Source organism: Aquiflexum sp. (genome assembly GCF_977115555.1).
This window is the reverse complement of sequence record NZ_CDSBKL010000017.1, coordinates 1-24,314: the sequence shown is the minus strand read 5'-3', so window position 1 is coordinate 24,314 and position 24,314 is coordinate 1. Positions and strand designations below refer to the sequence as shown.

At 39.2% G+C, this 24,314-nt stretch carries 20 protein-coding genes and 3 tRNA genes; 6 read left to right on the top strand and 17 right to left on the bottom strand.

Annotated elements, in window-relative coordinates:
- Positions 1-1,062: AI-2E family transporter (locus ACZFYI_RS02205; RefSeq protein WP_462522487.1), on the top strand; the 1,062-nt coding region annotated here is incomplete at its 5' end.
- A gap of 20 nt (positions 1,063-1,082) precedes the next feature.
- Here the strand turns inward: ACZFYI_RS02205 and ACZFYI_RS02200 are convergent.
- The 3 genes from ACZFYI_RS02200 to ACZFYI_RS02190 form a co-directional block, all read right to left on the bottom strand.
- Positions 1,083-1,164 (bottom strand) — tRNA-Leu (locus ACZFYI_RS02200).
- 12 nt (positions 1,165-1,176) lie between these two features.
- Positions 1,177-1,250, bottom strand: a tRNA-Pro gene (locus ACZFYI_RS02195).
- 26 nt (positions 1,251-1,276) lie between these two features.
- A tRNA-Ser gene (locus ACZFYI_RS02190) sits at positions 1,277-1,365 on the bottom strand.
- A gap of 624 nt (positions 1,366-1,989) precedes the next feature.
- Between ACZFYI_RS02190 and ACZFYI_RS02185 the strand changes: the two genes are divergently transcribed.
- Both ACZFYI_RS02185 and ACZFYI_RS02180 read left to right on the top strand, forming a co-directional pair.
- On the top strand, positions 1,990-3,297 hold the full coding sequence (locus ACZFYI_RS02185) for a PAS domain-containing protein (protein WP_462522486.1): 1,308 nt from the start codon (positions 1,990-1,992) through the stop codon (positions 3,295-3,297).
- A 71-nt stretch (positions 3,298-3,368) separates the two neighbouring features.
- Positions 3,369-3,788: a LytR/AlgR family response regulator transcription factor gene (locus ACZFYI_RS02180; RefSeq protein ID WP_462522485.1), complete on the top strand. Its 420-nt coding sequence runs from the start codon at positions 3,369-3,371 to the stop codon at positions 3,786-3,788.
- Positions 3,789-3,800: 12 nt separating this feature from the next.
- Here the strand turns inward: ACZFYI_RS02180 and ACZFYI_RS02175 are convergent, their stop codons facing one another.
- The gene (locus ACZFYI_RS02175) at positions 3,801-5,024 is read right to left on the bottom strand and encodes an S-adenosylmethionine:tRNA ribosyltransferase-isomerase (RefSeq protein ID WP_462522484.1); all 1,224 of its coding nucleotides are present in this window, start codon (positions 5,022-5,024) and stop codon (positions 3,801-3,803) included.
- Between the two features lie 37 nt (positions 5,025-5,061).
- Between ACZFYI_RS02175 and ACZFYI_RS02170 the strand changes: the two genes are divergently transcribed.
- Complete coding sequence (locus tag ACZFYI_RS02170; protein WP_462522483.1) at positions 5,062-6,147, top strand: o-succinylbenzoate synthase; 1,086 nt, start codon at positions 5,062-5,064, stop codon at positions 6,145-6,147.
- 77 nt (positions 6,148-6,224) lie between these two features.
- Here the strand turns inward: ACZFYI_RS02170 and ACZFYI_RS02165 are convergent, their stop codons facing one another.
- From ACZFYI_RS02165 to ACZFYI_RS02125, 9 genes are all read right to left on the bottom strand, one after another.
- Positions 6,225-6,416, bottom strand: coding sequence for a cold-shock protein (locus ACZFYI_RS02165; protein WP_009032438.1), 192 nt, complete (start codon positions 6,414-6,416; stop codon positions 6,225-6,227).
- A gap of 156 nt (positions 6,417-6,572) precedes the next feature.
- Positions 6,573-7,715 carry a lactonase family protein gene (locus ACZFYI_RS02160; RefSeq protein ID WP_462522482.1) on the bottom strand — a complete coding sequence of 381 codons (1,143 nt, stop codon included), beginning with the start codon at positions 7,713-7,715 and terminating at the stop codon, positions 6,573-6,575.
- Positions 7,716-7,717: 2 nt separating this feature from the next.
- Positions 7,718-8,116 carry a monovalent cation/H(+) antiporter subunit G gene (mnhG, locus tag ACZFYI_RS02155; protein WP_462522481.1) on the bottom strand — a complete coding sequence of 133 codons (399 nt, stop codon included), beginning with the start codon at positions 8,114-8,116 and terminating at the stop codon, positions 7,718-7,720.
- On the bottom strand, positions 8,113-8,385 hold the full coding sequence (locus ACZFYI_RS02150) for a monovalent cation/H+ antiporter complex subunit F (RefSeq protein WP_462522480.1): 273 nt from the start codon (positions 8,383-8,385) through the stop codon (positions 8,113-8,115). Before ACZFYI_RS02150 ends, mnhG begins: the two co-directional genes overlap by 4 nt.
- Positions 8,382-8,861, bottom strand: a complete 480-nt coding sequence (locus tag ACZFYI_RS02145) for a Na+/H+ antiporter subunit E (RefSeq protein WP_462522479.1) — start codon at positions 8,859-8,861, stop codon at positions 8,382-8,384. Before ACZFYI_RS02145 ends, ACZFYI_RS02150 begins: the two co-directional genes overlap by 4 nt.
- On the bottom strand, positions 8,858-10,381 hold the full coding sequence (locus tag ACZFYI_RS02140) for a proton-conducting transporter transmembrane domain-containing protein (protein ID WP_462522478.1): 1,524 nt from the start codon (positions 10,379-10,381) through the stop codon (positions 8,858-8,860). The genes ACZFYI_RS02145 and ACZFYI_RS02140 overlap by 4 nt, the downstream gene beginning before the upstream one ends.
- Positions 10,378-10,731 carry a Na+/H+ antiporter subunit C gene (locus ACZFYI_RS02135; RefSeq protein ID WP_462522477.1) on the bottom strand — a complete coding sequence of 118 codons (354 nt, stop codon included), beginning with the start codon at positions 10,729-10,731 and terminating at the stop codon, positions 10,378-10,380. Before ACZFYI_RS02135 ends, ACZFYI_RS02140 begins: the two co-directional genes overlap by 4 nt.
- Before the next feature lies 1 nt (position 10,732).
- Positions 10,733-11,143 (bottom strand): Na+/H+ antiporter subunit B, encoded by a 411-nt coding sequence (locus ACZFYI_RS02130; protein WP_462522476.1) that lies wholly within the window; start codon positions 11,141-11,143, stop codon positions 10,733-10,735.
- On the bottom strand, positions 11,140-13,449 hold the full coding sequence (locus ACZFYI_RS02125) for a putative monovalent cation/H+ antiporter subunit A (protein WP_462522475.1): 2,310 nt from the start codon (positions 13,447-13,449) through the stop codon (positions 11,140-11,142). Before ACZFYI_RS02125 ends, ACZFYI_RS02130 begins: the two co-directional genes overlap by 4 nt.
- Positions 13,450-13,693: 244 nt before the next feature.
- On the opposite strand from ACZFYI_RS02125, the gene ACZFYI_RS02120 reads away from it, so the two are divergent.
- Both ACZFYI_RS02120 and ACZFYI_RS02115 read left to right on the top strand, forming a co-directional pair.
- A complete protein-coding gene (locus ACZFYI_RS02120; RefSeq protein ID WP_462522474.1) occupies positions 13,694-16,249 on the top strand; it encodes a phosphoenolpyruvate carboxylase in 2,556 nt (851 codons plus the stop codon).
- 133 nt (positions 16,250-16,382) lie between these two features.
- Positions 16,383-17,063: a potassium channel family protein gene (locus ACZFYI_RS02115; RefSeq protein WP_462522473.1), complete on the top strand. Its 681-nt coding sequence runs from the start codon at positions 16,383-16,385 to the stop codon at positions 17,061-17,063.
- A gap of 87 nt (positions 17,064-17,150) precedes the next feature.
- On the opposite strand, the gene ACZFYI_RS02110 is transcribed toward ACZFYI_RS02115, so the two are convergent.
- From ACZFYI_RS02110 to ACZFYI_RS02095, 4 genes are all read right to left on the bottom strand, one after another.
- Entirely contained in the window at positions 17,151-17,561 is a 411-nt protein-coding gene (locus ACZFYI_RS02110) for an OsmC family protein (RefSeq protein ID WP_462522472.1), read from the bottom strand.
- A 175-nt stretch (positions 17,562-17,736) separates the two neighbouring features.
- The gene (locus ACZFYI_RS02105) at positions 17,737-20,223 is read right to left on the bottom strand and encodes a S9 family peptidase (protein WP_462522471.1); all 2,487 of its coding nucleotides are present in this window, start codon (positions 20,221-20,223) and stop codon (positions 17,737-17,739) included.
- A gap of 248 nt (positions 20,224-20,471) precedes the next feature.
- A complete protein-coding gene (locus ACZFYI_RS02100; RefSeq protein WP_462522470.1) occupies positions 20,472-22,817 on the bottom strand; it encodes an OmpA family protein in 2,346 nt (781 codons plus the stop codon).
- A 52-nt stretch (positions 22,818-22,869) separates the two neighbouring features.
- Positions 22,870-24,314, bottom strand: a 1,445-nt coding sequence (locus ACZFYI_RS02095; RefSeq protein WP_462522469.1) for a DUF7507 domain-containing protein, incomplete at its 5' end; no start/stop codon positions are given.

Sequence of the window (24,314 nt, the reverse complement as noted above, 5' to 3'; positions counted from 1 at the left end):
AAATCCTATACACTTTTTATTGTTGTGACAGTATTTTGTATTTTGAAGGTAGGTTCATTTATAATAATCCCTTTGGTTTGGGGTGTTTTCTTTTCATTTTCCTTATATCCTATTTCAAATTGGTTTGAGGAAAAAAGACTTCCCAGAGGTTTTGCCATTTTTTTGACCATTTTCTTGATTTCAGGCATTGCTCTATTGGTTTTCTATACCCTACTCAATCAAGTTTTCAATTTAATTTTGGAAATACCTGAAATCAGTGATTCATTCAATACCAAGATTTCTACCTACTTTACAGACCTTGCTGGTCTTGTTGGTATGGATACAGAAACGATCCCTGGGATAAGTGATTTCATCACTCCCTCAAACCTCAATGCGACCCTTTTAGAAACTGGAAAATCCTTGGCGCTTGTTGGAATTATTCCCTTATTTATCTTTTTGATGCTTTATTACACTGATTTTTTTATGGAGTTTTTCAAAAAAATATCCGGAGATGATAATAATTCCATTTTGACTTGGATCCAAGATTCCGGCAAAGTCATTCAGTCTTATTTGGTGGGAATGACGATCGTCACCGGTATAGTATCGGTCATGTCCGGAATATTTTTTTATTTTATAGGGATCAAATACTTTGTGCTTTTTGCAGTATTGATTGCAGTAATGAACCTGATTCCATATATAGGGGTAATCATTAGCTCTCTTTTGGTAGTACTTTATGTTTTGTTGACAACAGATAGCCTGTTTTATCCGATTTTCACCATGTTTGTGCTTTGGATTATTCAATTGACAGAAAACAATTTGATTACACCTGTGATAGTAGGTTCAAAAGTTAAGGTCAATACAATGGTAGTGATATTGGCAATTTTGGTTGGAGGAAGCTTATGGGGTGTTTCAGGAATGATTTTATTTATTCCACTGATGGGTGTGCTAAAAATCACCCTTGACCGTATTCCGTCTTTGGAACCTTTTGGCTATCTGCTTGGTGATAAATTTCCGGTAAATGAGAAAAAAGAAAATTATTGGAAAATCTTGGTCAGAAAGGTCAAAAACAAAAAAGAGGCTTAAAAGCCTCTTTTTTGTTTTTGTGCGCACGAGAAGACTCGAACTTCCACACCCAAGGGCGCTGCCACCTGAAGACAGTGCGTCTACCAATTTCGCCACGTGCGCATCAATAATAAGTCGGGGTGGCAGGATTCGAACCTACGACCTCCACATCCCAAATGTGGCGCGATACCGGGCTACGCTACACCCCGAAATAAAGGATTCTTTTCTTCCTTTGCAGAGAGTGGGGGATTCGAACCCCCGGTACGGAATTACCCGTACGACAGTTTAGCAAACTGCTGGTTTAAGCCACTCACCCAACTCTCTTTTTAACCTTTCTTAAACCTAGGCTTCTTTTTTGATTTAAGAGATGCAAATATAAATGATAATTCATTAGATAAACAAAACTGGAATATCATTATATGACAGCTAAGAGTCGTGAATTGATGAGGGACTGATTAAGCCATTGACTTTCAATCAGAAAAATATAATTGATAAAAATTAATATGTTCCATTTTCCTCGAGGAAATTATAGAATCATGTCTTTCTTAGATATTTGAAGACTTGACCTGCTGATTTTTTTAGCTAAATGCCATCGTTTTTGGAGGAAATGGATTAATCATTTTAAGAAATGCCCTCAATGATATGATTGAATGAACTTAATTCATGAATTAAAATGGGTAGTTTGTAAAGGAAAATTGTTATTTAATACAATTTTTTTTTAAATACTACAGAAATAATTTCTAAGTAATTTATTGTGATTTCTATAAATTAAAATGAAGTTTATTAATGAATATTCACTTTTCCTAAATCTTTTATAGTGTATTGATTTTCAGTTTTTTAATCCATTTGGTTTATGTTTTTTGGGAAATGAGTATATTGCGGTCCTTTAAAAAAGATCGATTCATCTCGCAGTTTCGTCACAAGATCACCCCAAAGTTTCAAATCCCAATGGTTCAAATCAAAGAAATAAAGGAATTGCTGCCTTCTTTCCTTAAGGATTCGAATAGCCTTTTGGTGAGTGTATTGGATTTGGAAGGAGATGTAATCCATTCTAATCCCAGATTTCGAGAATTTTTTAGCTTAGGAAATATTGAGAGTCTGATTTTTTTTGAATTATTCAATGAATTCCAAAAGGAAGAAATAGAACCTCTTATTTCGGAATTGATCGGTAAACCAAATGATGTAGTTCTTTATTCCCAGAGTCTTTTTAACAGCTTGGTTTCTTGGGAATTTTCAGTTTTAAAAAACCCCGAAGGTGATTTTCTGGGAATTTTGGGTGTAGGGAGCGTCAAGAATGAATCAGAGTATCTTTCGAATGAAATTGGATATCAGGTCAATGTAGATTCTGATATTTATTTTCAGTTGAACAGTGATTGGGAAATCCAATTTGCCAATAAACTTGCTGAATCATTTTTCGGAACTTCTATGAATGAATTTATCAATAAGAAGATCTGGCAAGTTTTTCCTGACCCCAAGATTTATGAGTATGCTTTGCAGTTTAAAAAGGCCAAAGAATCAGAATCTATTACGGTCATTGAGGATTTTATTTCTGAAAGCGGCAGGTGGTATCAGATTATCATCCATCCGAGAATTGGTTGGATGGATATCTATTTTAAAGATGTGTCAGAAGTTCAGCTACTAGGCCACGAACTTGGACGTCTGGATTCTACTTTGGATACGATTATGAATAATTCAGACCAAAGTTATTTTTTGATGAGTCAGGATTTGAGAATGATGAGATTCAATGACAAGGCCTTAGACCAAGTAAGAAAATATTCTGACAAGGAATTAAAAGAAGGTCAGAAGTTCCTCCATTTTTTACTTCCCGGGATGGAAGAGAAAGTACTGTCCAACCTCGAAGACATCATTGCCGGAAAACACATATCATTTGAACAACCGATTTTTTATGTAGAAACTATGGAAGAGAGGTTGTTTAAACATGACTTTTTTCCTATTAGAAACCTGAATAAAAAAGTTATTGGGTTCATTTACACCAATAAGGACATCCACGATAGTCATGCTATTCTTGGAAGACTTAAGGAACAAAATCATGTCTTAAAAGAGATTTTATATTCCCAATCGATCGTCTTAAGGTCTCCATTGTCTTCTATTCTTGGTTTGCTTGAATTAATGGATAAAAAGCAGTTAGATAAAGAAAATCAAAAATACCTTTCTTATATGAAAGTATTGGCGGAGGACCTGGATCAGATTATCCGAAAAAACACCAAAACCATCAACGAATCTGATTCAATTTGATTTGTTTTTCGATCAAAACAATTCTTTAAAACAAGATGTTGTTTTACTAAGACGATCAAATGACTTAGGTAATGAAGGAAGTATTCAAAGAAATCAAAATTGAGAATGGTTGGCATCCGGCAGATGAAAATTCAAATGGAAATGTTGAAAGCTTTTTAATTAAGGATGGCCTTTTTATCCGGAACAAAGGGAATCTTGTTAAAGTAAAGTGGATAGATATCCTGTGGCTTAAAGGAGATGGTAATTATACAACCCTTGTCACCCGGACTCAGGTTTTTTCCCTTCGAAACATCCTGAAAGAATTTGAATCTGTACTTCCTATTGAAGAGTTTTTCAGAATCCATAAAAGCTATATAGTCCGCTTGGATGAAATCAAAAGTATCAATCCTAGAGAAGTCATAATAGGGAATGATTCTGTGCCGGTGGGAAGGACTTATTTTCAAGACCTGATCAACGGAATTAAAAAACTTGGGTCAAGCGGGGGAGATTGATTTTGTATCATTTCAATTTCCCCATAATAAACTGCTGTCTCCATAACTCAAAAACCTATAGTCATTTTTTAAAGCTTCGTTGTATATTTTTCTCCAGTTCCCCTTCGTAAATGCAGCTACCAAAAGAATCAAAGTAGAGGAGGGTTGGTGGAAATTTGTCACCAATGCATCACATACTTTGAAATCATATCCCGGCATGATCATTATTTCAGTGGATCCGGTTATCTCATTCAGATCTTTTTCCTTCATATATTCCAAAATTGCACTGAAACTCTCTCTTCTTTCAGGCAATATTTCAAAGTCAGAATAGGGATAAAGTTTAGGGATTTCAAACAAAGTTTTTCCCTCAAGTTTCACCATTACCCCAAACCAATATAAACTTTCAAGAGACCTCATAGAAGTGGTCCCTACTGCAATGATTTTATCTTTATGGTTGGCAAGATTTTGGATCGTCTCCAAGTCAAAAACCATCTGTTCGCTGTGCATCGGATGAAAAGCAACCTGCTCCTCTTTGATAGGCTGAAATGTACCGGCACTGACATGAAGTGTCAAAAATTCTTCTTTCACCCCTTTTTCCTTGAGATCTTGTAAGACAGCATCTGTAAAATGAAGTCCTGCAGTCGGTGCAGCGACTGCACCTTCCTTTTTGGAATAGACAGTTTGGTACCTTGTTCTGTCTTCAATAGTGGCTTTCCTGTTGAGATATGGAGGAATCGGGACTTCACCTGCTGCTTCCACTATCGTCACAAATGGGATATTGGTACCTGTCCAAGTAAATTCCACCTGTTTTTCACTTCGATTGACTATTCTGGCATTGATGATTTCTGTTTTACCATGAATGGTAATTTGCCCTTGTAGGATTTCATTTTCTCTCCATTTTTTCAGATTCCCTATGAAAGTTTCCCAGATAACACAAGAGGTATTGACCATGACTTCACTGATGACCGAACTGGGATGAATGGGTTTCAAAAGGAAAATCTCTATTTTCGCTCCCGATTCTCTCTGAAAAATCAACCTCGCAGGGATTACTTTTGTATTGTTGAATACCATCATACTCCCTTCAGGAATGAATTTGGGAATTTCAAAAAAACGGTGATGGGAGATATTTCCTGATAGGTATTGGATTAGCTTAGAATCAGCCCTGTTTTCAAGTGGGAATTTTGCGATTTTTTCTTCCGGAAGGGTATATTCGTAATCAGATAATTTAATATCCTCAATTGTACTAAGTTTTGCCATGGGTGATTTTCAGAACCGAACCGCAAATATATACCATATGGAAAGAGTTTTAAAAGATATTCATTTTTCATTTCAGTCTCATTTGTTGAGATTCAAGTTTGAAGCAGGAACTTCCCGTGGGATATTGAAAGATAAAAAAACCTTTCTCCTCCAAGCGATTTTGAGAGATGAGCCTGAGGTTGTTGGTTGGGGAGAAGCCGCTCCGTTGCCAAAATTAAGTATCGACGATTTGCCGGATTTTGAAGAGGTATTGTCAAATATCTGTAAAAGGCTTTCCGGATCTTCAGTCTTTGCGAGTGAACAAGGGATATTGGATTGGGTAAAAAGCCATGTTCCTGAAAATTATCCAAGCATCAGGTTTGCAATGGAGACAGCACTGCTTGACCTGCTTCATGGTGGACAAAAGAAGATTTTTGATACTCCTTTTTATAATGAAGCGAAACCCATCCCCATAAATGGTTTGATATGGATGGGGGAGAAGGAATTTATGCTTGATCAGATTGACAAGAAACTTGCGGAAGGCTATACATGTATCAAGATGAAGATCGGTGCCATCGATTTTGGGCAGGAATGCGAGTTGTTGGGTTATATCAGAAAGCAGTACAGCGCAGATCAGGTAACACTTAGGGTCGATGCCAATGGTGCATTTTCGCCTGAAGACGCTTTGGGCAAACTGAAAATTTTACATGAATTTGATTTGCACAGCATTGAGCAGCCTATCCGACAAGGTCAGCTTGAAGCAATGCAAAGCTTGTGTATCTCATCCCCGTTGCAGATAGCTTTGGATGAGGAATTGATAGGGATCCATGATTACAGGGATAAAAAGAAATTACTCGAAACCATCCGGCCTCAGTACATCATTCTCAAGCCAACTTTGGTCGGAGGCATCTCATCCTGTAGAGAATGGATTGACTTAGCATCTTCTTTGGGAATCGGTTGGTGGATGACATCAGCTTTGGAAAGTAACATTGGGCTGAATGCAATTGCGCAGTTTACATCTACTTATGATGTTACTATTCCCCAAGGATTGGGAACAGGTCAGTTGTATCATAACAACATTGATTCTCCTTTGATAATTAATAGAGGAGAAATCAGGTACGGATTAGAAAGTTGGGGGATTTAAGTTTAGGAAATAAAGGACAAAAAAAACCCCGATTGCTCGGGGTTAATTTCACTAGATGTCAATGGGTTGTATATAGATTAAACTACCTTTACATTCACTGCATTTAGGCCTTTTCTACCTTCTTTAAGGTCGAAAGTAACTTCGTCATCTTCCCTGATTTCGTCGATCAAACCAGTGATGTGAACGAAATACTCTTTAGAAGACTCATTGTCAACGATAAAACCGAATCCTTTGGACTCATTAAAAAACTTAACTTTTCCTGTGTTCATGATAAATTGTATTGAATTAATATTTCGTCAAATTTAAGGATACTTTTTACATATTAAACGAATGAGTTAAATTATTTTAAAAGTTTTTTAAAATAATTCCAATTAAATTTAAAATTTTAGTGATGAAAAATTCTGGTTTCAGCCCAATATGAGGGTTTAATCTAATCCAAATAAATAAACCGGCTTATGGAATTTCGTTTCGGCTCCGGTTTTTTTCAGCTTTCCCGTTTTTAAGCTTCTCTCAAAAACGATTATTGAATCTGAACTCTGGTTTGCTACCAAAAGAAATTTTCCATCACTGGTTATTACAAAGTTTCTTGGATTTTCGCCGCCTGTTTTGACTCTTTCAACAAAAGTCAATTCACCGGTTTTCCCAATTTCAAATACAGTAATTTCATTGGCATCACCTCTGTTGGAGGCATATACAAATTTAGCATCTGGAGAAATCCTTACTTCAGCAGCTCCGACATTGCCTACGAAATCATCTCCAGTCAAAGGCAAAACCTGAATGTTGGACATTTTGCCTGAATCATAGCTATAGACTCCAAGTTCGGCGGTCATTTCATGTATCAAGTATACAGGACTGCCACTTGGGTGGATAGCCAAGTGTCTGGGACCTGCACCGGCTGCGACTTCCAAATAACCGGGATCTGAATTATTGAAAGGGACCGCAAAAGTAGGGTTGAAATCATAGAGGTGGATCTTATCAGTTCCCAAATCCCCCACCAACAATTGTTTGCCGTTTGGGTGGAAGACTGTACTGTGCACATGGGCTTTTTCTTGTCTGGCAGGATTGATGCTTTGTCCTTCGTGCTGATAGGTCTGGATATGGGTTAAAATCCCTTCATTGATTTTATAGGCAGAAAAATTTCCTCCTGAATAATTCCCGACAACCAAAATTTCTCCTTTGGCATCAAGGCTTAAATAACATGGATGATCACCAAAAGTATCTTTAGTGTCCAATAATTCCAAAGTGTTACTTTGCCTGTCAAACTTAAAGGATTTTACTTTCCCTCCATTTTCACCTCCGATTTCTTCTACCGCAAACACCAAAGTCTGGGCCCTGTTACTGATAACAAAAGAGGGATTCGAAGCTCCGGCAGCCAATATTTGGGTTTGAAGAATGTTTTTTTCGGGATTGAAAGTGAGCAAGCCGATACCTTGGTCTTCGGAATCTGTATAAGCTCCCAATAGAAAGGAATAAACAGGCTCGATTTTTTCTTCCTGTGGAGATTCATCGCAAGAATAGGTCATAAATAGGATGATTAGAAGAAACAGCGAATAGGTTATTTTTCTCATGATTAAAGGTCTTTTTCTGATTTCTCAGGTTTGATGGAAGAATTGTGTTTTTCACTGTATAATTCATGAGTTACGGGGTCATATTGACCGGCAAGCTCATCTGTCTTGGTACCTGTCCAAATGGGAGTTTTTGTAAAGTAAGCAGCCCTTGCCAACATGTGTCCACCAATGGAGGTGGTGAGGAATACAAAGAAAATGATAGCGACAACTCTGGTAGTTACAGAATAATCATAAAAGAATAATGCCGAGGATGCCAAAATCAGGCTAATACCCAAAGTGGAGGCTTTTCCTGTAATTGAAATCCTCATATAAACATCAGGCTTCCTCAACAAACCTATGGACGAAGAAAGGATAAACAAGGCACCAAAGGTTGATAATATAATAATGAGTATTTCTTTCATTTTCTTTCTCTTTGTTCCAAATAAAATGCGTATGCAGCTGTACTCAGGAAAGCTATCAAAGCAAATAGCATGGCAATATCTAGAAATGTGCTTTGGGTAGCTTGAATGCTATAAATAGCGATGATGCAGATAGAAATCAAAATCAGCATATCTAAGGCTATAACCCTGTCAGGAAGACTAGGTCCCTTCAGAAACCTGATAAAAACCAAAATCACTGATAACCCAAGGATTGGGATAATGACCCAATTTAAATAGTCGTGTAGGCTCATCGCATTAATTCCAATAAAGGTTTTTCAAACTTTTGTTTGATTTCTTTTATAAATTCATCCTTGTCCAAAAGATGCATCACGTGGACGTATATTACCTTTTTATCGTCCGATACATCCATAATCAAGGTGCCCGGAGTGACAGAGATGATATTGGCCAATAAAGTAATTTCTAAATCTGTTTTTGCTTCGAGAGGGACTTTTACTATTGCAGGTTCTATTTTTGATTTAGGATAAAACGATTCCTTCACCGATTGGAGATTGGCTTTGACGATTTCCCAAATTACAAATAATCCAAAACCAAATAGCTTAGGAATCGCAGTGAAATATTTCCTTTCTTCTTTTTTGAAAGTGATGATCCATAAAATCGCAAAGCTGATAAAAAATCCAAAAAGAAAGTTTTCTTCCGTCAAAGTTCCTGTGGCCAAAACCCAAATGATGGCCAAAATCAAATTACTCAAAAACAGAGATTTAGTCATGGAGTCAAGGTTTTAAGTCCCAATATAGCTTCAATATAATCTGAAGGATTCATGAGTTCTGATGTGATCCTTTGGGAAAGTAAAATGATGTTTTCAGCACCAAAACCAATATATATTGAAATCCCGGATAGCAATACAATAGGAAATACCATAAGCCATTGATCAGTTTTTGGCATTTGACTGAAATAAAGCCCATTTGCTTTTTTAGGTAATTCCACGCCGTTTTTCCAAAAAACCTCAGACCATAACCTTGCAATCACCCATAAGGTAAGAAAACTTCCCAGGACAATAAATCCTATAAGGATAAAGTCCTTCGTCTCCAAGCCTGCCTGAATGAGGAAGATTTTGGCCCAAAATCCGGAAAGAGGAGGGATGCCAACCAAGGAAAACAAGGGGATTGCAATCAGTAATGACAGGAGAGGAAAGTTTTTGTACATTCCTCCAAGCTCACGGATATCCTGCGTGCCATTGATTTTGAGAATCAATCCAGAAACCATAAAGAGGTTTGTTTTGACGATGATATCATGGATCAAATAGAATACAGTGCCCATGATAGCCAATTCAGTGTATATTCCTAATCCGGCTATCAGGAACCCAATATGACAAACAATGAGGTACCCGAAAATCTTTCCCATATTTTGCTGCAACAAAGCACCCAATCCACCCGAAAGGATGGTGAGTGCAGCAAGGATGACCATGATGTCCCCCATGAATTCATCGCCACCAAACATCAGTGTAAATGTTCTCAACATGGCATAGATGCCCAATTTGGTCAATAAGCCTGCAAAGATGGCAGAGACAGCAGGAGGGGGGGTGTGGTAGGACGCAGGCAACCAAAAGTACATCGGGAAGATGGCAGATTTGATACCGAAGGCAACCAGAAAAATACCAGCGGTAACACTTACCAAGCCACGGTTTTGAAGATCATCAAGCTTGATGGCTACATCGGCCATGTTGAGCGAACCGGTCAATCCATAAATAAAGCCGATTCCGACCAAAAACAAGGTGGATGCCAGAAGATTAAGTGATACATATTTAATGGCGCCTTCCAGTTGTGATTTTTTCCCACCCAATGTCAAAAGCACAAAAGAGGCGATGATCACTACTTCAAACCATACATACAGGTTGAAAATATCTCCTGTGAGAAATGCTCCCTGCAGTCCCATGATGAGAAAGTGGAATATGGGGAAAAATCCGAATTCCAGCCTTTCTTTTCTCATGCTTCCTGCGGAGAAAATGGAAACTGCAAGGCCTGAAATAGAGGACAACAATACCATGGTCACTCCGAAAGTGTCAGCGACAAAGCTGATTCCAAACGGCGCTTTCCAATCACCTGATTGGGTGACCATGATTCCGTTTTCCCAAACCAGCAAAAACAACCAGATACTGATGCCTAAGCCAATGATAGAGAATAGGATGCTGAGTATTTTCTGGATAGTTGTTTTCCTCCAAAAGAACAGCAGAATTGTTCCGGCTATAAACTGGAAAATAATGGGCAATACTATCATCGAATTACTCATATTTCTTCATCCGTTGAGTTAAGCTCATCCAGGTCATCTGTATTGAGCACATTGTACACCCTTTTTATCAATATTATTGCAAAGGACTGAAGCCCAAATCCAATCACTATAGCTGTCAAAACCAAAGCTTGCGGTAAAGGATCTGCATAGATATCAGCAAATACTTTCATACCGTCTTCTATGACCGGAGGTTTTCCTTTGACTAATCTTCCCAAAAGAAAAATGAGGAGATTGGCCCCGTTTCCCAATAAAATCAGTCCAATGATCATTTTAAACATACTTCTGCGAAGCAACATGTAAAGACCGCCCGCATGAAGTAAACCTATGATGATTACCAGCAATATTTCCATATCAAACAGTTTCGGTAATTGAAAACATGATGGTGAGGGTTGCACCAATGACAACTAGGTAAACTCCAATATCAAAAAAAAGCGCAGAACCTACCATTCCTATAAATCTGAAAGGTTCTTCAAACCATAATCCTTTGAGTATTGGGGCGCCCACTAAGAATGGTGCGATAGCAGCTCCAACTGCCAAAACAAGCCCAATTGGCATCAAAAACCCGGGATTTACCCTGATAATATGTTGGGTTTCTTTTAATCCAAAAGCAAATGAGTGGATTAAAAAAGCAATCGATGCCATCAGTCCGCCTACAAATCCTCCTCCCGGAAGGTAATGGCCACGCAACAAAATAAAAATTGAAAACAACAACAGAAGCGGTAGCAAATAAGTGGATGCAGTTCTGAATATTAATGATTTCATAAGCCTTTTTTGGAGGGATTGAGATTAAGTTTCATCAAGCTATAAACGCCTACCGCAGCTATCACCAAGACCACAGTTTCAACCATGGTATCAAAACCCCGGTAATCTACCAAAATCACGTTGACGACATTTCGACCCTTGGCAAGGATGTAGGCATTGTCTGCAAAGTATTTGGAGACTTCTGAGGAAGAGGGTTCCTCAAATACCTCCAAAGTCAAGATAGCAATCAAGGTTCCGAACAAAAGAGAGAGCAGGGCATCCCTGATTTTCATTCTTTTGGAAGAGAATGATTTGTTTTTCGGGAGTTTGAAAAGGACTAGCATAAATAGCAAGACAGTAAGTGAGTCAATAGAAAACTGTGTCATGGCCAGATCCGGTGCAGAATAAAACAGGAAAAACAGACAGTTTGCAAATCCCACTACGCCTAATGCCACAATTGAAGTTGTCCTTGAATTGGTGGAAATGGCAAAAATGATTGAAATGATCATCAAAACGACCACGATAATCTCATAATGTGAAACTGCCGAAATTTGATCCCAATCAATGTAGATATTGACTTCCCCGAATAAGCGGTAAGCCATCAGCAAAGTCAGAAATGCCAGAATGGTGATAACATAATTTCTAAGATAGCCGTTTTGGAAAAATCTAGTCCATAGTCCAGCAAATGATCCAAACAATGCACCTGCTCCTTCAATGATAACTTGGGGAGAGATTGATTCGAAGCGTAGAGTCTTTTGGAACAATTCCTTGGAAGGTTTCAAAAGCCAATAAAGTAGGCCCCCTGTCACCAAGGTCAAAATACTGAGCAACAAGACCAAGTTGAAGCCATGCCAAAGTTTGAGCGGAATCACTTTGGCAGATCCTGAAATGCTTTCGAAAACCGGCTGGATCAATGACTCCCCAATCAAGGAAGGGAAAATACCGAAGCCTAAACTCAAAATTCCCAGAAGGAGAGGAGGGATCCATAGCAAGGGAGAAGGTAAATGGGCATTGCTGAATTCTGAAGGAAGTTTACCGGTAAATGGTTTGATACCTGCCCAAAATCCCGCGACCAATAGAAGGACTTTTGTCAAAACCGCTAAAATCGTGAGTATTATTGCCCAATCGCCAAATTGTAAAGTCGCCTCGTACATGACTTCTTTACTTATAAATCCCAATAAAAAAGGAACTCCGGCGCTGGAAAGAGCGGCGATAAATCCGGCCACCGCCACAGGCATCATTACTTGTTGCAAACCTGCCAACTTGCTGACATCCCTGGATCCGGTTTCGTGGTCGATAATACCTGTGACTAAGAAAAGCGCTGCCTTATACAAGGCATGTGCAAGAATGAAAATTCCAGCCGCCAAAAGCGCTTTTTCGGTTCCGATTCCTATCAGAAACACCAAGATTCCCAAAGCTGAAATCGTGGAGTAGGCAAGAATGCCCTTTAAATCTATCCTAAGGATAGAATGTATGGCTGCATACACCATCGTCACCGCTCCGACGGTTATTAAGGTGCTGTTCCACCAAAAAGTATCCCCCAAAAGCGGTGTAAATCTTGCCAAAAGATAAATACCGGCTTTTACCATCGTGGCGGAGTGGAGGTAAGTACTCACAGGGGTTGGTGCTTTCATCGCACCGGGAAGCCAAAAATGAAAGGGAAATTGTGCTGATTTGGTAAATGCCCCGATAAACAAAAGACCAATTATCCAGCCATAAGAACTGCTGTTTTTGATAATCTCTGAGGAATTCAGTAATTCTGTAAAGGAGTAGCTTCCCCCAACTGCATGTAACAGGATTATTCCAGAGAGCATCACCAAACCCCCAAATCCTGTAATGCTAAGGGCTGTGAGGGCCGACTTTCTGGAAGCAGGATCCTCATTGTTGAATCCGATTAGGAAATAAGAACTGATACTGGTCAACTCCCAAAAAATGAACATCGTCATCAGGTTATCTGACAAGACCACACCAAGCATCGAAGCCATAAACATCGACAGATAACCATAAAACCTGTCTAGGTACTCATGCCCTTTGAGGTAGTTTGCTGTATAGACAAAAACCAAAGTGCCTATCCCTGTAATCATCAAGGCAAAAAGCAAAGATAAACCATCAAGCCTAAAGGAAAGGTCTATTCCGATACTTGGAACCCATTTATAAGTAAAGAGTAAGTGTCCTACTTCCTTGATTTCACCCAGAAAACGAAAATAGTAAATGAACAAAAACAGCGGAAGCAGGGGGTATAAAACTGGAATTGCTTTTTTGAAATAATTACTGAAAAAAGGAACAATCAAGGCAAAAACAAAACCAAAAATGACAGCTGTAATCATAAACGCTGAATTATTTAATTTTAAATTATTTGCTTCCAAAATACGAATTATTTCCTGAATAGAGTTTTCGTTTTTGGTTTCCTTTGGAATTAAGCTGTCAGGTTATTGATAGATTTTAAAATTAATTGCTTTTTCTTTAAAGAAAAATTAATGAAAACAGGTTTTTATTAGTGATTAAGTCGAAAACTGTCCTGAATTGTTATTTTTTACTAAATTCACATCCAATAAACCTATTGATCCGATTATGCCAAAGAACAATTATCAAACAGAGGTATCCAAAAGATTCACGATTTATAACAGTCTTTTTTTGGACCTTCCCTTTAGTGATATTTATCGAACCGGGACTTTGCTTCCTATATTATCCAGCAAATGTCAGGAAGGATTCGATCAGGACAAAACCCCTATAGAAATCATAAAAGGATTTTTTAATGAAATGATGGCGAATAATTCTGAGCAGGAACGCCATGTTTTACTTTTTAAGATGGTTCAATATGTGGAAAGACAAGTGGTCTTGTTTGATTCCATTGAGGATGCCGCCTTTGAAAAAATTCATGATATCAAAGGCAAGGGGAGTGTCAATGCATTGATCGCCCGTGTGGACAATGACAGAAAGCGGGAGGCTTTGATAAAAAAATTGAAAAACTTCTCCGTCAGGTTGACCTTGACTGCCCACCCGACACAGTTTTATCCCGGTAATGTCCTTGGGATAATCACCGATCTTGAGACAGCCATACGTGATAATAACCTTGGCCACATCAACCTGCTTTTGCAACAACTTGGTAAAACCGGTTTTATCAATAAAGACAAACCCACGCCACTAGATGAGGCAGTAAGTTTGGTTTGGTTTCTAGTGAATGTTTTTTATCAAAGCATTCCTGATATCCTAATGAGATTATTGAATAGCCTCGATATTCCTATTGATGAGTGGGATAACCCCGGATTATTGAAAGTCGGCTTCTGGCCCGGAGGGGACCGAGACGGTAATCCATTTGTTACCCATGACACAACAGTGAAAGTTGCCGAAAAACTGCAAAAATGGATTGTAAGGTGTTATTATAGGGATGTCAGAAAACTCAAAAGAAGACTGACCTTCAAGAATGTCGAGCCGATCATGCTGAAGATTGAAAATGGACTTTTTGATTCTCTTTTCGACAACCAAAACTTTTATCGTTCTAAGGAGGAGCTGATTGCTGATTTGATGGAGGCTAGAAAAGCCCTTATTGAATTCCATGACGGCTTGTTTTTGGAGCAGTTGGACGAGTTTATATTGAAGGTAAAAATATTCGGTTTTCATTTTGCCAATATGGATGTTCGTCAGGACAGCCGAAAGCACGATGGACTTTGGGATGAAATCATCGAGAATCAGATTGGAAAAGAAGCCCTTCAGGCCTATCACAAGTTGAGCGAAGAGGAAAAAATCACCTTTGTCCAGGAAGTAGAAAGTCTTCCTGAGGCATCTTCCCTCAAAGACGAGTTTCATCAGGATATGGTGAGAAGTTTTGATGCGATCAAAATAGTCCAAAAAAACAATGGGGAGGATGGTCTCCATCGGTATATCATATCCAATTGCCAATCCGCTTTACATGTTTTGGAAGTATTCAAATTGGCACAATTGACACTTGGTAAAGATTCAGATACACTTCCTTTGGACATTGTCCCGCTTTTTGAAACCATTGATGACCTTGCTCAGGCGCCGATCATCATGGAGCAATTGTATCAAAACGATGCCTATCGCAAGCATTTGGAAAGTAGGAAGTCAAAACAGACAATCATGTTGGGATTTTCGGATGGAACCAAAGACGGTGGCTATATCCGGGCCAATTGGTCTATCTTGCTTGCCAAAGAGGAACTTACCAAAGTGTCTAGATTGAATGATGTCAGCGTAGTATTCTTTGATGGTCGAGGAGGACCTCCTGCCAGAGGAGGAGGAAACATGCATAATTTCTATGCATCCCTTGGTCAGCATGTTGAAAACGAGGAAATCCAAGTCACCATCCAAGGACAGACCATTTCGTCTAATTATGGAAAGCCAGTCTCCTGTACCTATAATCTGGAGCAGCTGCTATGTGCCGGGATTGAAAATGAACTTTATCCTTCCTCTGAAAAGACACTCAATTCTGATCAACGGGCTTTGATAGATCAGATGGCTGATTTTTCGTATCAATTTTATAGGGACTTCAAAAACCACCCTCAGTTCCTGCCTTATCTGGAGCATGTAACACCCTTAAAATATTTTGGACAAGTGAATATTGGTTCCCGTCCCTTGAAAAGAGGGAAAGATAGCGGATTGAAGTTTGAGGATTTAAGAGCGATTCCTTTTGTGGGGTCATGGGCTCAGATGAAACAGAATATCCCTGGGTTCTTTGGTGTAGGAGCTTCTCTCGAAGCTTTAAAAAAAGAAGGTAAATTTTCAGAGGCAAGAAAACTGTACGATGATTCTCTTTTCTTTAGGGCTTTATTGGGAAATTCGATGCAGTCTTTAGAAAAATCATTTTATAAATCCACTGCCTACCTGAAGGAAAATCCGAAATACAGTGACCTTTGGAACCTGATGTTTGAGGAATACCAGAGATCAATACAGATGCTCCTTGAAGTGTCGGGAATGGATACCTTGCTTCAGGACAATACCACTTCTAAGGAATCCATTGCTATCCGCGAAAAAATAGTGCTTCCGGTTATCACCATCCAGCAATATGCCATCCAGACCATGCTTGAAAATGGAGTGGATGATCCGGTTTTGCAAAAGTTGATTTTGCGGACAATGTTTGGTATCATCAATGCAGCAAGAAATGCAGCATAAATTCAGAATCCCGGCTGAAAGTCCGGGATTCTTTTTTGAAGAAGTTGAAAAGGAACATTCGATGCTTCACACTTTTGTAATTCAAAAATATCCATTACATTTTGTCAGTTTTTCTACTTAAAGACTGATTTAAATGAATGGAATTCTTCAAAAGTCAAAAAGATATTGGGAGTCTGATGCCTCATTTATCACTTTACTTGGGATGCTTTTATTTACGGTTTTCTTTCTGCCGATATTGATCGATCATAGAGAGAATTCTACCTATTTTCTTAATACCATGTTTATCATGCTTTTTGTAATAGGGATGTTTTCCGCAAGAGAGAAGAAATTTTTTATCATTGCGGCTATTTTGGTGGTGATTCATATGATCTTAAGAATGATCAGATTCAGCGATAATCCCCATGAATTTTATTTTGAAGAAAGGGTTGTCATTCTTCTCAATCTCTTGGTTTTCACTGTTATAAATTTCAGGTTGTTGTTTAGGGATGAAGAAGTCAATCGCTTTAGAGTTATCGGCGCCATCAATGTATACCTTCTTGTGGCAATGATGGGCTCTTTTGGATTTGAATTGATACAACTGTCAAATGGAAATGCAATTGCGGGGGATTTGATTTTTGAGGGACAGGACCGTGATTTTGGAAAATTTATTTACTTCAGTTTGGTCTGTGTGACTACTGTAGGATTTGGGGACATACTTCCGGGTAGCACAAGTGCAAAAATGTTGTCAGTTTTTTTATCGACTTTTGGAATATTGTATCCTGCGGTGGTTATTGCCAAATTGGTATCCTCAGCACCCTCGAGAGAAAAAAAATAAAAAAAATCCCACATGTCTCTTCAATTTTCAGGTCTGCTATAATCCGAAATTGAGAAACATGCGGGACAAGATTTCTTTTACCCATGTTTAATTCAGGGTATATTCTACTACGATTTCTGTATTTAATAATTTTGAAATCGGGCAGTTTTTCTCTGCATCCTTAACCAATTCGGCGAACTTTTCTTCAGAAATACCATCCACTTTGGCGGTAAGGATAAGCTTTGATTGTTTGATTGTCCCTTCTTCCAAAGTAATGATACCGTCTACGTGTAGTTCTTTCGGAGGAAATTCAGCTCCAGAAAGGTTAAAACTCAATTTCATGGCAAAACATCCTGCGTGGGCAGCAGCTACCAGCTCCTCAGGGTTGGTTCCGATTCCATCTTCAAATCTGGAGGAAAATGAATATTGGGTTTTGTTTAAGACACCTGATTGGGAGGACAGATGACCTTTGCCTTCTTTGCCTGTTCCTTGCCATACGGCTGTTGATTTTCTTTTCATGCTAGTTCGGTTTATAGATAATTTGAATTTAAAAATAGAAAATGTTTTATGTGCTAACACCAAAATGCGCCCTTTAGGTTTATGTTTTGGTATAAAATTTTAAAAAAACCAAAGGAATCAGGTCCATACCTGATTCCTTTGGTTTATAATTCCGGTTAGGTGTGATGTGATTTTTTTATTTGGTCTGGGCTTTTTCCCTTTGCACTTCCAACATATCGACAGGTGGAGGAGTGTTGTCTCCTAGAAGATGCTGCACATAGTAATCACCCATTCTCCAGAAGAAATATTCTGTCATGTCTCCAAATCCATGCCGCTGACCCGGTAGGATGATAAAGTCAAATCTTTTATTTGCCTTGATCAAGGCATTTGCCATGCGGATTGTGTTTGCCGGATGGACATTGTTGTCCACATCCCCTGTTACAAGAAGTAATTTTCCTTTCAGGTTCTTAGCTAGATCCGGGTTTTTTTCTATCTGATAGACGAAAGTAGTATCCCCTTTTGGTGAAATCTGTTCTTTGACTCCATGGTGTTTCTCTGACCACCATCGGTTATAGATATTGTTTTCGTGGTTACCTGCACTAGATACTGCTACTTTGAAAAAATCCGGATAGACCAATATCGCTGCAGTGGACATAAAACCTCCTCCTGAATGTCCATGGATACCAACCCTTGATTTATCAATGTAAGAATGTCTGTCTGCCAACTGCTCAATGGTGGCTTTTTTGTCTGCCAAACCATAATCTCTCAGGTTTCCGTAGCCATAGGTATGGTACCACTTTGACCTTCCGGGATGTCCGCCTCTGTTACCTACGGTCACTACTACAAAGCCGAACTGAGCCAAACGGTCTATTCGGTCCATTGACCTTCCAAAAGATTTGTTGACTGCTTCAGTCTGTGGACCCGGATACACATATTCGATAATCGGATAGGATTTTGTACTGTCAAAATCAAAAGGCTTGTACATCACCCCATATAAATCTGTGATTCCGTCATCTGCTTTGACTTTGAAAGTTTCGGGAAATTGATATCCTGCTGCAAAGAGTGAAGAAAGATCAGCGGTTTCGAGATCCATCACCTTTTTGCCTAAGGCGTCAAAAAGTCCGGAAGCAGGAGTTGTATTCACCCTCGAATAGTTGTTGACAAAGAATGTGGCTTTGTCATTCATCGAGGTGCTGTGGTTGAAATCACCTGGGTTCAACAAAGAAATGGCACCACCATTGAGGCTGACTTTGTACAAATGCTCATAATAGGGATCTTCACCTTTTTCTTTGCCATTGGCAGTAAAATAAAGGAATCTGCCTTTTTCATCTACACGAACGATATTTTCAGAATGAAAGGGTCCTGATGTCAGTTGTCTTTTTAAATTTCCTTTGGTGTCATACAGGTAGAAATGTCCCCAACCGTCACGCTCTGACCAATGTATAATTTCATTTCCGTTGGTAATTATTTCGGGTTTTGTAATGTCGATATAGGTATTGCTCCTTTCTTCAATCAAAACTTCTTTCTTGCCTTCTTTGATGTTCCACCTGCAGATATCGATTTTTTTCAAATCCCTTGAAGTAATCGAAAAGTAGAAAAAGTTCTCATCTCCTAGCCACTTAACAGGTTTGAATTCATCATCCCTTGCCGATTCGGGTAAACTTTGTGACCAAAGTCCCAATGTCTGATCCTTGAAAGTGGCTGTTTCTAGGGTGGACATTTTTCCAGTGCCAAAAGAATAATGCATAAGGTAGGAGATCGGCTGTTCTTTTTCTCCGGGCATGGAATATTTGTAGGTTTCCAAGGTCGGTCTTGGATCACGGGTATTGTGAATCACCCAAAGGTCTTTCACTTCTCTTTGGTCGGTTCGGATCAATACAAATTCTCCGGAATTCGCTGACCAAAGCACATTTGCGCGTTTTCTGTCATTTTTCTTTTTTTCTTCTTCCACATTGTCATCTCCCCGTCCAAAACCACTACCATAGCCAAAGTCTTTTTCTCCGTCGGTAGTCAATTGGGTTGCTACAATGGTACTGTCTTTTTCATCCTTGATGGCTTTTTTGAAATTTGCTTTATCCATCCAGTAGAGATTCTCATTTTTTACAAATACGATCTTGGAGGAATCAGGAGCTATATTGGCCCAGGCAAGTCTTTTGGCATCTTCTTCCGGATCTTTGACTTCGATGAGCCGCTGGTTGGTGAGGTCAAAACGAAACACAAAAGTCTTCTTTTCGAGAGAATCCTTGGCGCTTTTGTTTTTGGCTTTGATTTCTGCCCAATCTTTTTTTAGCACATCCTGTGTGCTTTTTATTTTGAATTGGATGGTATTTTCATCTTCTAAAAATTTCAGGTCACTGATGTCCAGGTGCTGACCGTCAAAGGGATCTTTGACGATTTTGGAGATTTCTGCTGCCACCCTGTCTTTGTCAAAAAGCTGGGTTTTGCTTTTGGTAACTGGGTTAACGATGTACCAATTTTTTCCGGATGTGGTTTCATATTGGTACCAAAACCGGTCAGATTTCTTCAGCCAATGCGCGTCCACATCAATGGAGAAAATCATTTTTTTCAGTTTTTCAGGTGAAAACCTTGCGGCAAGCTCATAGTTGCCTTTTGTATGAAGTTCCTGCCCAATGGCTGAACCCACAAAAAAGGTAAGGAAACATATCAGGTAAATTTTTCTCATCAGTCAATTTGGTTTAGGGATTCGAAACTAATTGAATTGGGGTTTTATGAATAACCGTCGGTGGAAAAGTGGATAGATTTTTTTAACCGCTTTCCTTGGTCAAAAAGTTATCTGAGTTTCAAAGTAAATGGAGTATTGAAAAAATAGAATTAAATAATCCTTAAAACAAAAAAAGTCTCCCAGAAGGAGACTCTTTTTCTTTCGAATAACTCTTCAATTAAAGCTAAAAAAATAAGAACTTATAAAATTTACTTGAGATGTAATTCCGTTCTCCTGTTCAATTGATGCATGGCTTCGGTACAAGGCACCGCGCCACAGTCATGAACAGGTTTTGTTTTGCCTAGCCATTCGCTGCTCATTCTGTCTACTTCAACCCCTCTTTTAATCAGGTAATCCATGACAGCTTTTGCCCGGCGTTCGGAGAGTTTCATATTGTATTCTTCATTGCCACGCTGATCTGTATGGCCTTCGATTGAAAGGTTTAGGGTTCTCATTCGCTGAAGGAAAAGTGCTAGGCGTTCCAGTTCTGTCTTGTGGACGGGTCTAAGATTAGCCTTGTCAAAGTCAAAATAAATGGTCGGGACATCATGGTTCAGAGCTGAAAATAGTGCAGCAGGATCACAGATGTCTTTTCCAAGCAATTCGGAAGGAAGGTCGTAGTCGATGTTTTTGTCAGGGAAAGCTTCAAGGACCAATTCACTTCTTCTGTTCAGTTGGTGCTCAGTCTCAGGGCAAGGTACTCCGTCACCACAGTCGTTGGTGCGATTCTCTTCGCCAAACCAATCAAGTTTCACCCTGCTTTCCGGAATATCGAATTTTGCAAGATAGTCTCTGACAGCATCGGCCCGTCTTTCGGACAAAGCCTCATTGTATTCCTTACTTGCCCTTGAATCAGTGTGAGAACCTACTTTGAGATCGATAAAGCTGTATCTTTTCATCAGATCAGCGATTTTGTCAAGGGTAGGTTGGGCATTTTCCCTGATCTGTGATTTGTCAAGATCGTAATACACGATATCTACAAATACAGGCATATTGTAAGGGATGGGAGCGAGTCTGTATTCTCTTCTAAGGGTATCTCCCTGAAGTCCTTTGGTCGTTAATTCATTGTCATGAATTTTGAAATAGCCTCTTTTGCTGATTGTCAGGTTATAATCTGTTTCAGGAAGCACATCGCCCAGCAACTCGGATTTTGTACCTCTTGTTGTCGGTAGGTTTTCATTTTGATTTCTAACGGTCAAGGTTGTTTCAAATTCCTCAGAAATGATGTTTCCATTGCAATCAATCACCCTGGCAAGAAGATATTTATTCAGGTCTTCTATTAGGTAAATGTCGTCCATTCCCATTCCGCCTTTTCTATCAGAAGAAAGATATCTCTTGCCTTTTGAAGTGATAAAATATCCAAAATCGTCTCTTGGGGAATTAAATGGCACTCCCATATTCTCAACATTTGTAAAGAACTCATCTTTAAAAGTTGCCTGAAAAATATCCATGCCGCCTAAACCGGGATGGCCTTTGGAAGAAAAGTGGAATTTTTCTCCCATGATAAAAGGATGGCTTTCATCTTCCTTGGTATTGACACTTGAGCCAAGATTGACAGGACTGCCAAAATTGAGACCATCGTCATAGGTCACATAATAGAGGTCAAATCCTCCAAAACCACCGGGCATGTCAGAGGCGAAATATACTCTTTTGCCTTTTTCATCAATAAAGGGATGCATTACCCCATATTCGGTGGCATTGTTGAGAGGGAAAGCCTTCGTTTCAGAAAGTGTGCCGTCTGCTGTTATTTTGCTGAAATAGATCTCCGGATTGACTTCAAATTCCCTTGTTTTCTTGACTTTCCTGATGTTTCTGAAAGTAGTGTAGAAAAGTATGTTTTTGCTTTCCATCAAGGTTGGATCTGAATAAACCAAGCCTCCCGGTACATCAAAAGTCATTTTTTCCAGGTCATCACTGTTGGAATAACGGTAAATCCCAAAAAATTCTCTGTCGTTAAGGTCACTTTTTTCTTCACTGAAAACATTGCTTTTGGCATCCAAACGTACTGCAGGTTTTTCGGAAGGATAAACCGAACCCCTGTCGCTAGTGAAATATTTATTGCCTTCAATGTCTTCTGTGATCCTGAAGTCTGAGCCATCACTGTTGATTCCTTTGGGTTGTACCAGTTTTACATTTGCTTTTTTATTGTTCAGTTCCCTGATTTTGGCGAAGTCAATTTCAGGGAATGCAGATTCCTTGAAAGGACTTCCGGCAAGAAGTTCTTGGGAAGTCACACCGTTTTCTGCCTTCATCGCCGACATCAGGTAATTTAAAAAATCCTCCCTTGTAGCTTCCTCGTAGCCGATTGTTGTTCTCCACCATTCGAAGCTTTTGTCGTATTGCTGGATTTTTTGGAAAGACAAAGCTGCCTTTTGGGCATTTTCATAATTGGGCTTACGGTCGTGGGCCTGCTCGTAAAGCGAGGCCGCATGGCTGTAGTTCTCCAGTTCATATTGTTTGTCCGCATACCTTAGTAAGGAATTTTGGGCTTGCAAAGGCAATGCGGATAAGCCTGTCAGCAATGCGAGAATTGCTATTATCAAAAATTTTCTCATAATCAGATTCATTTCGACTGTTTGATTTTTTTAATTAAATAACTACTAGGGCTTATCTTTTTATTACTTGGATCCAACCTTGGAACTCATGAAGTTTCCCCTGTCGGTCAATGGATTTCATGACGAAGAAGTAGGTTCCGGCAACATATCCTTCTGCAGACCAATCATTTTCATAGTTTTTACTTTCAAAGACATGGTCTCCGTTTCTATTTAAAATAACAATGTCATTGCTTTCGAATTTGCCCAATCCCATGATTTCAAATCTATCATTGAGACCGTCTCCGTTTGGAGTGATGACGGTTGGGATAAAGAATGGATTGATCTGGTTTACATCCGAATCGGAATTGTCGTCCAAGTTGGTGTCTTCCTCATCAGAGGAAACCACCACAATATTTGTGATCGGAAGGGCTTTTTCGCTGTTTATTTCATTTGCCCTTACCTTGATTTTGATCAATAATTTTGAACCTGCAGGGAACAATGGGATGGAATAGGTGATTTTTGATCCATTGACATTAGTTTCTACTGCTATAGAAGGATTGCTTTCGACAATGGTAGTGCCAATGTAGGAAACACCATTTGGAAGGTTATCGACAATAACAACATTCGTAGCATCTGTTTTTCCAATGTTGCGAACCTCGATTTCGTACTCGAACTCGTCACCTTCATAGATTTCGATGCCATTAGAGGTTTTGGTAACCTTAAGGTCAACATCATTTTCCAATAGTTTGAATATCACGAATGCTTCATCGCTGTTTGTTGGGTTCAACCCTTCACGGAGAATATATTTTAATCTGTATTCGCCTGCTTCATTTAAGCCTGGGATTAGACTGAGTTCGCCGTTTTCATCTATTAACAAACCGACAATTCCATCCAAATCTATGAATTCAAAGTTGACATCTGTGTAGTTCACAGGCTTGTTGTCCAATAGATCGTTGGTCAATAAATTGCCTAAAACCCCTCCATAATCAACAGGATATTCGCCCATGTCATCATCAATGGCGTCTATTGGAGTGGAAGATGCGCCGATAGTCACAGAATCATCTCCCCCAACATCGTTGCCGTCTTTCGATTTGCCGGTTACGGACACATTGTTTGTAATCGAGCCTGCAGTCAGGTCTTTAAGCTGGACAATATATTCGGTGTTGATGGTAATGGTTTGACCTGGGGCAATGCTTTGGATTACCTGAGTTAGACCGGTCAAAGGATCATTTACTACAAGATTGGTAAGAGTGATATTGCCTGTGTTTTTAACTGTAATGGTATAAGTAACGACTTGACCGATTTCTGAGAAAGTGCTAGAATCAGCTGTTTTTGATACTTCAATACCGGGATTTCCGGAAGCTTCTACCGTAAACTCATCACTTTCTTCTAAAGGATCATCATTTATTGAAACACCCGAAGCTGTTGCTTTATTGGTCACAAAACCTTTATCTAAATCTGATTGTGTTACCGTATAAGAAGTGGAAACAGATTCACTTTGTCCCGGTGCAAGACTTA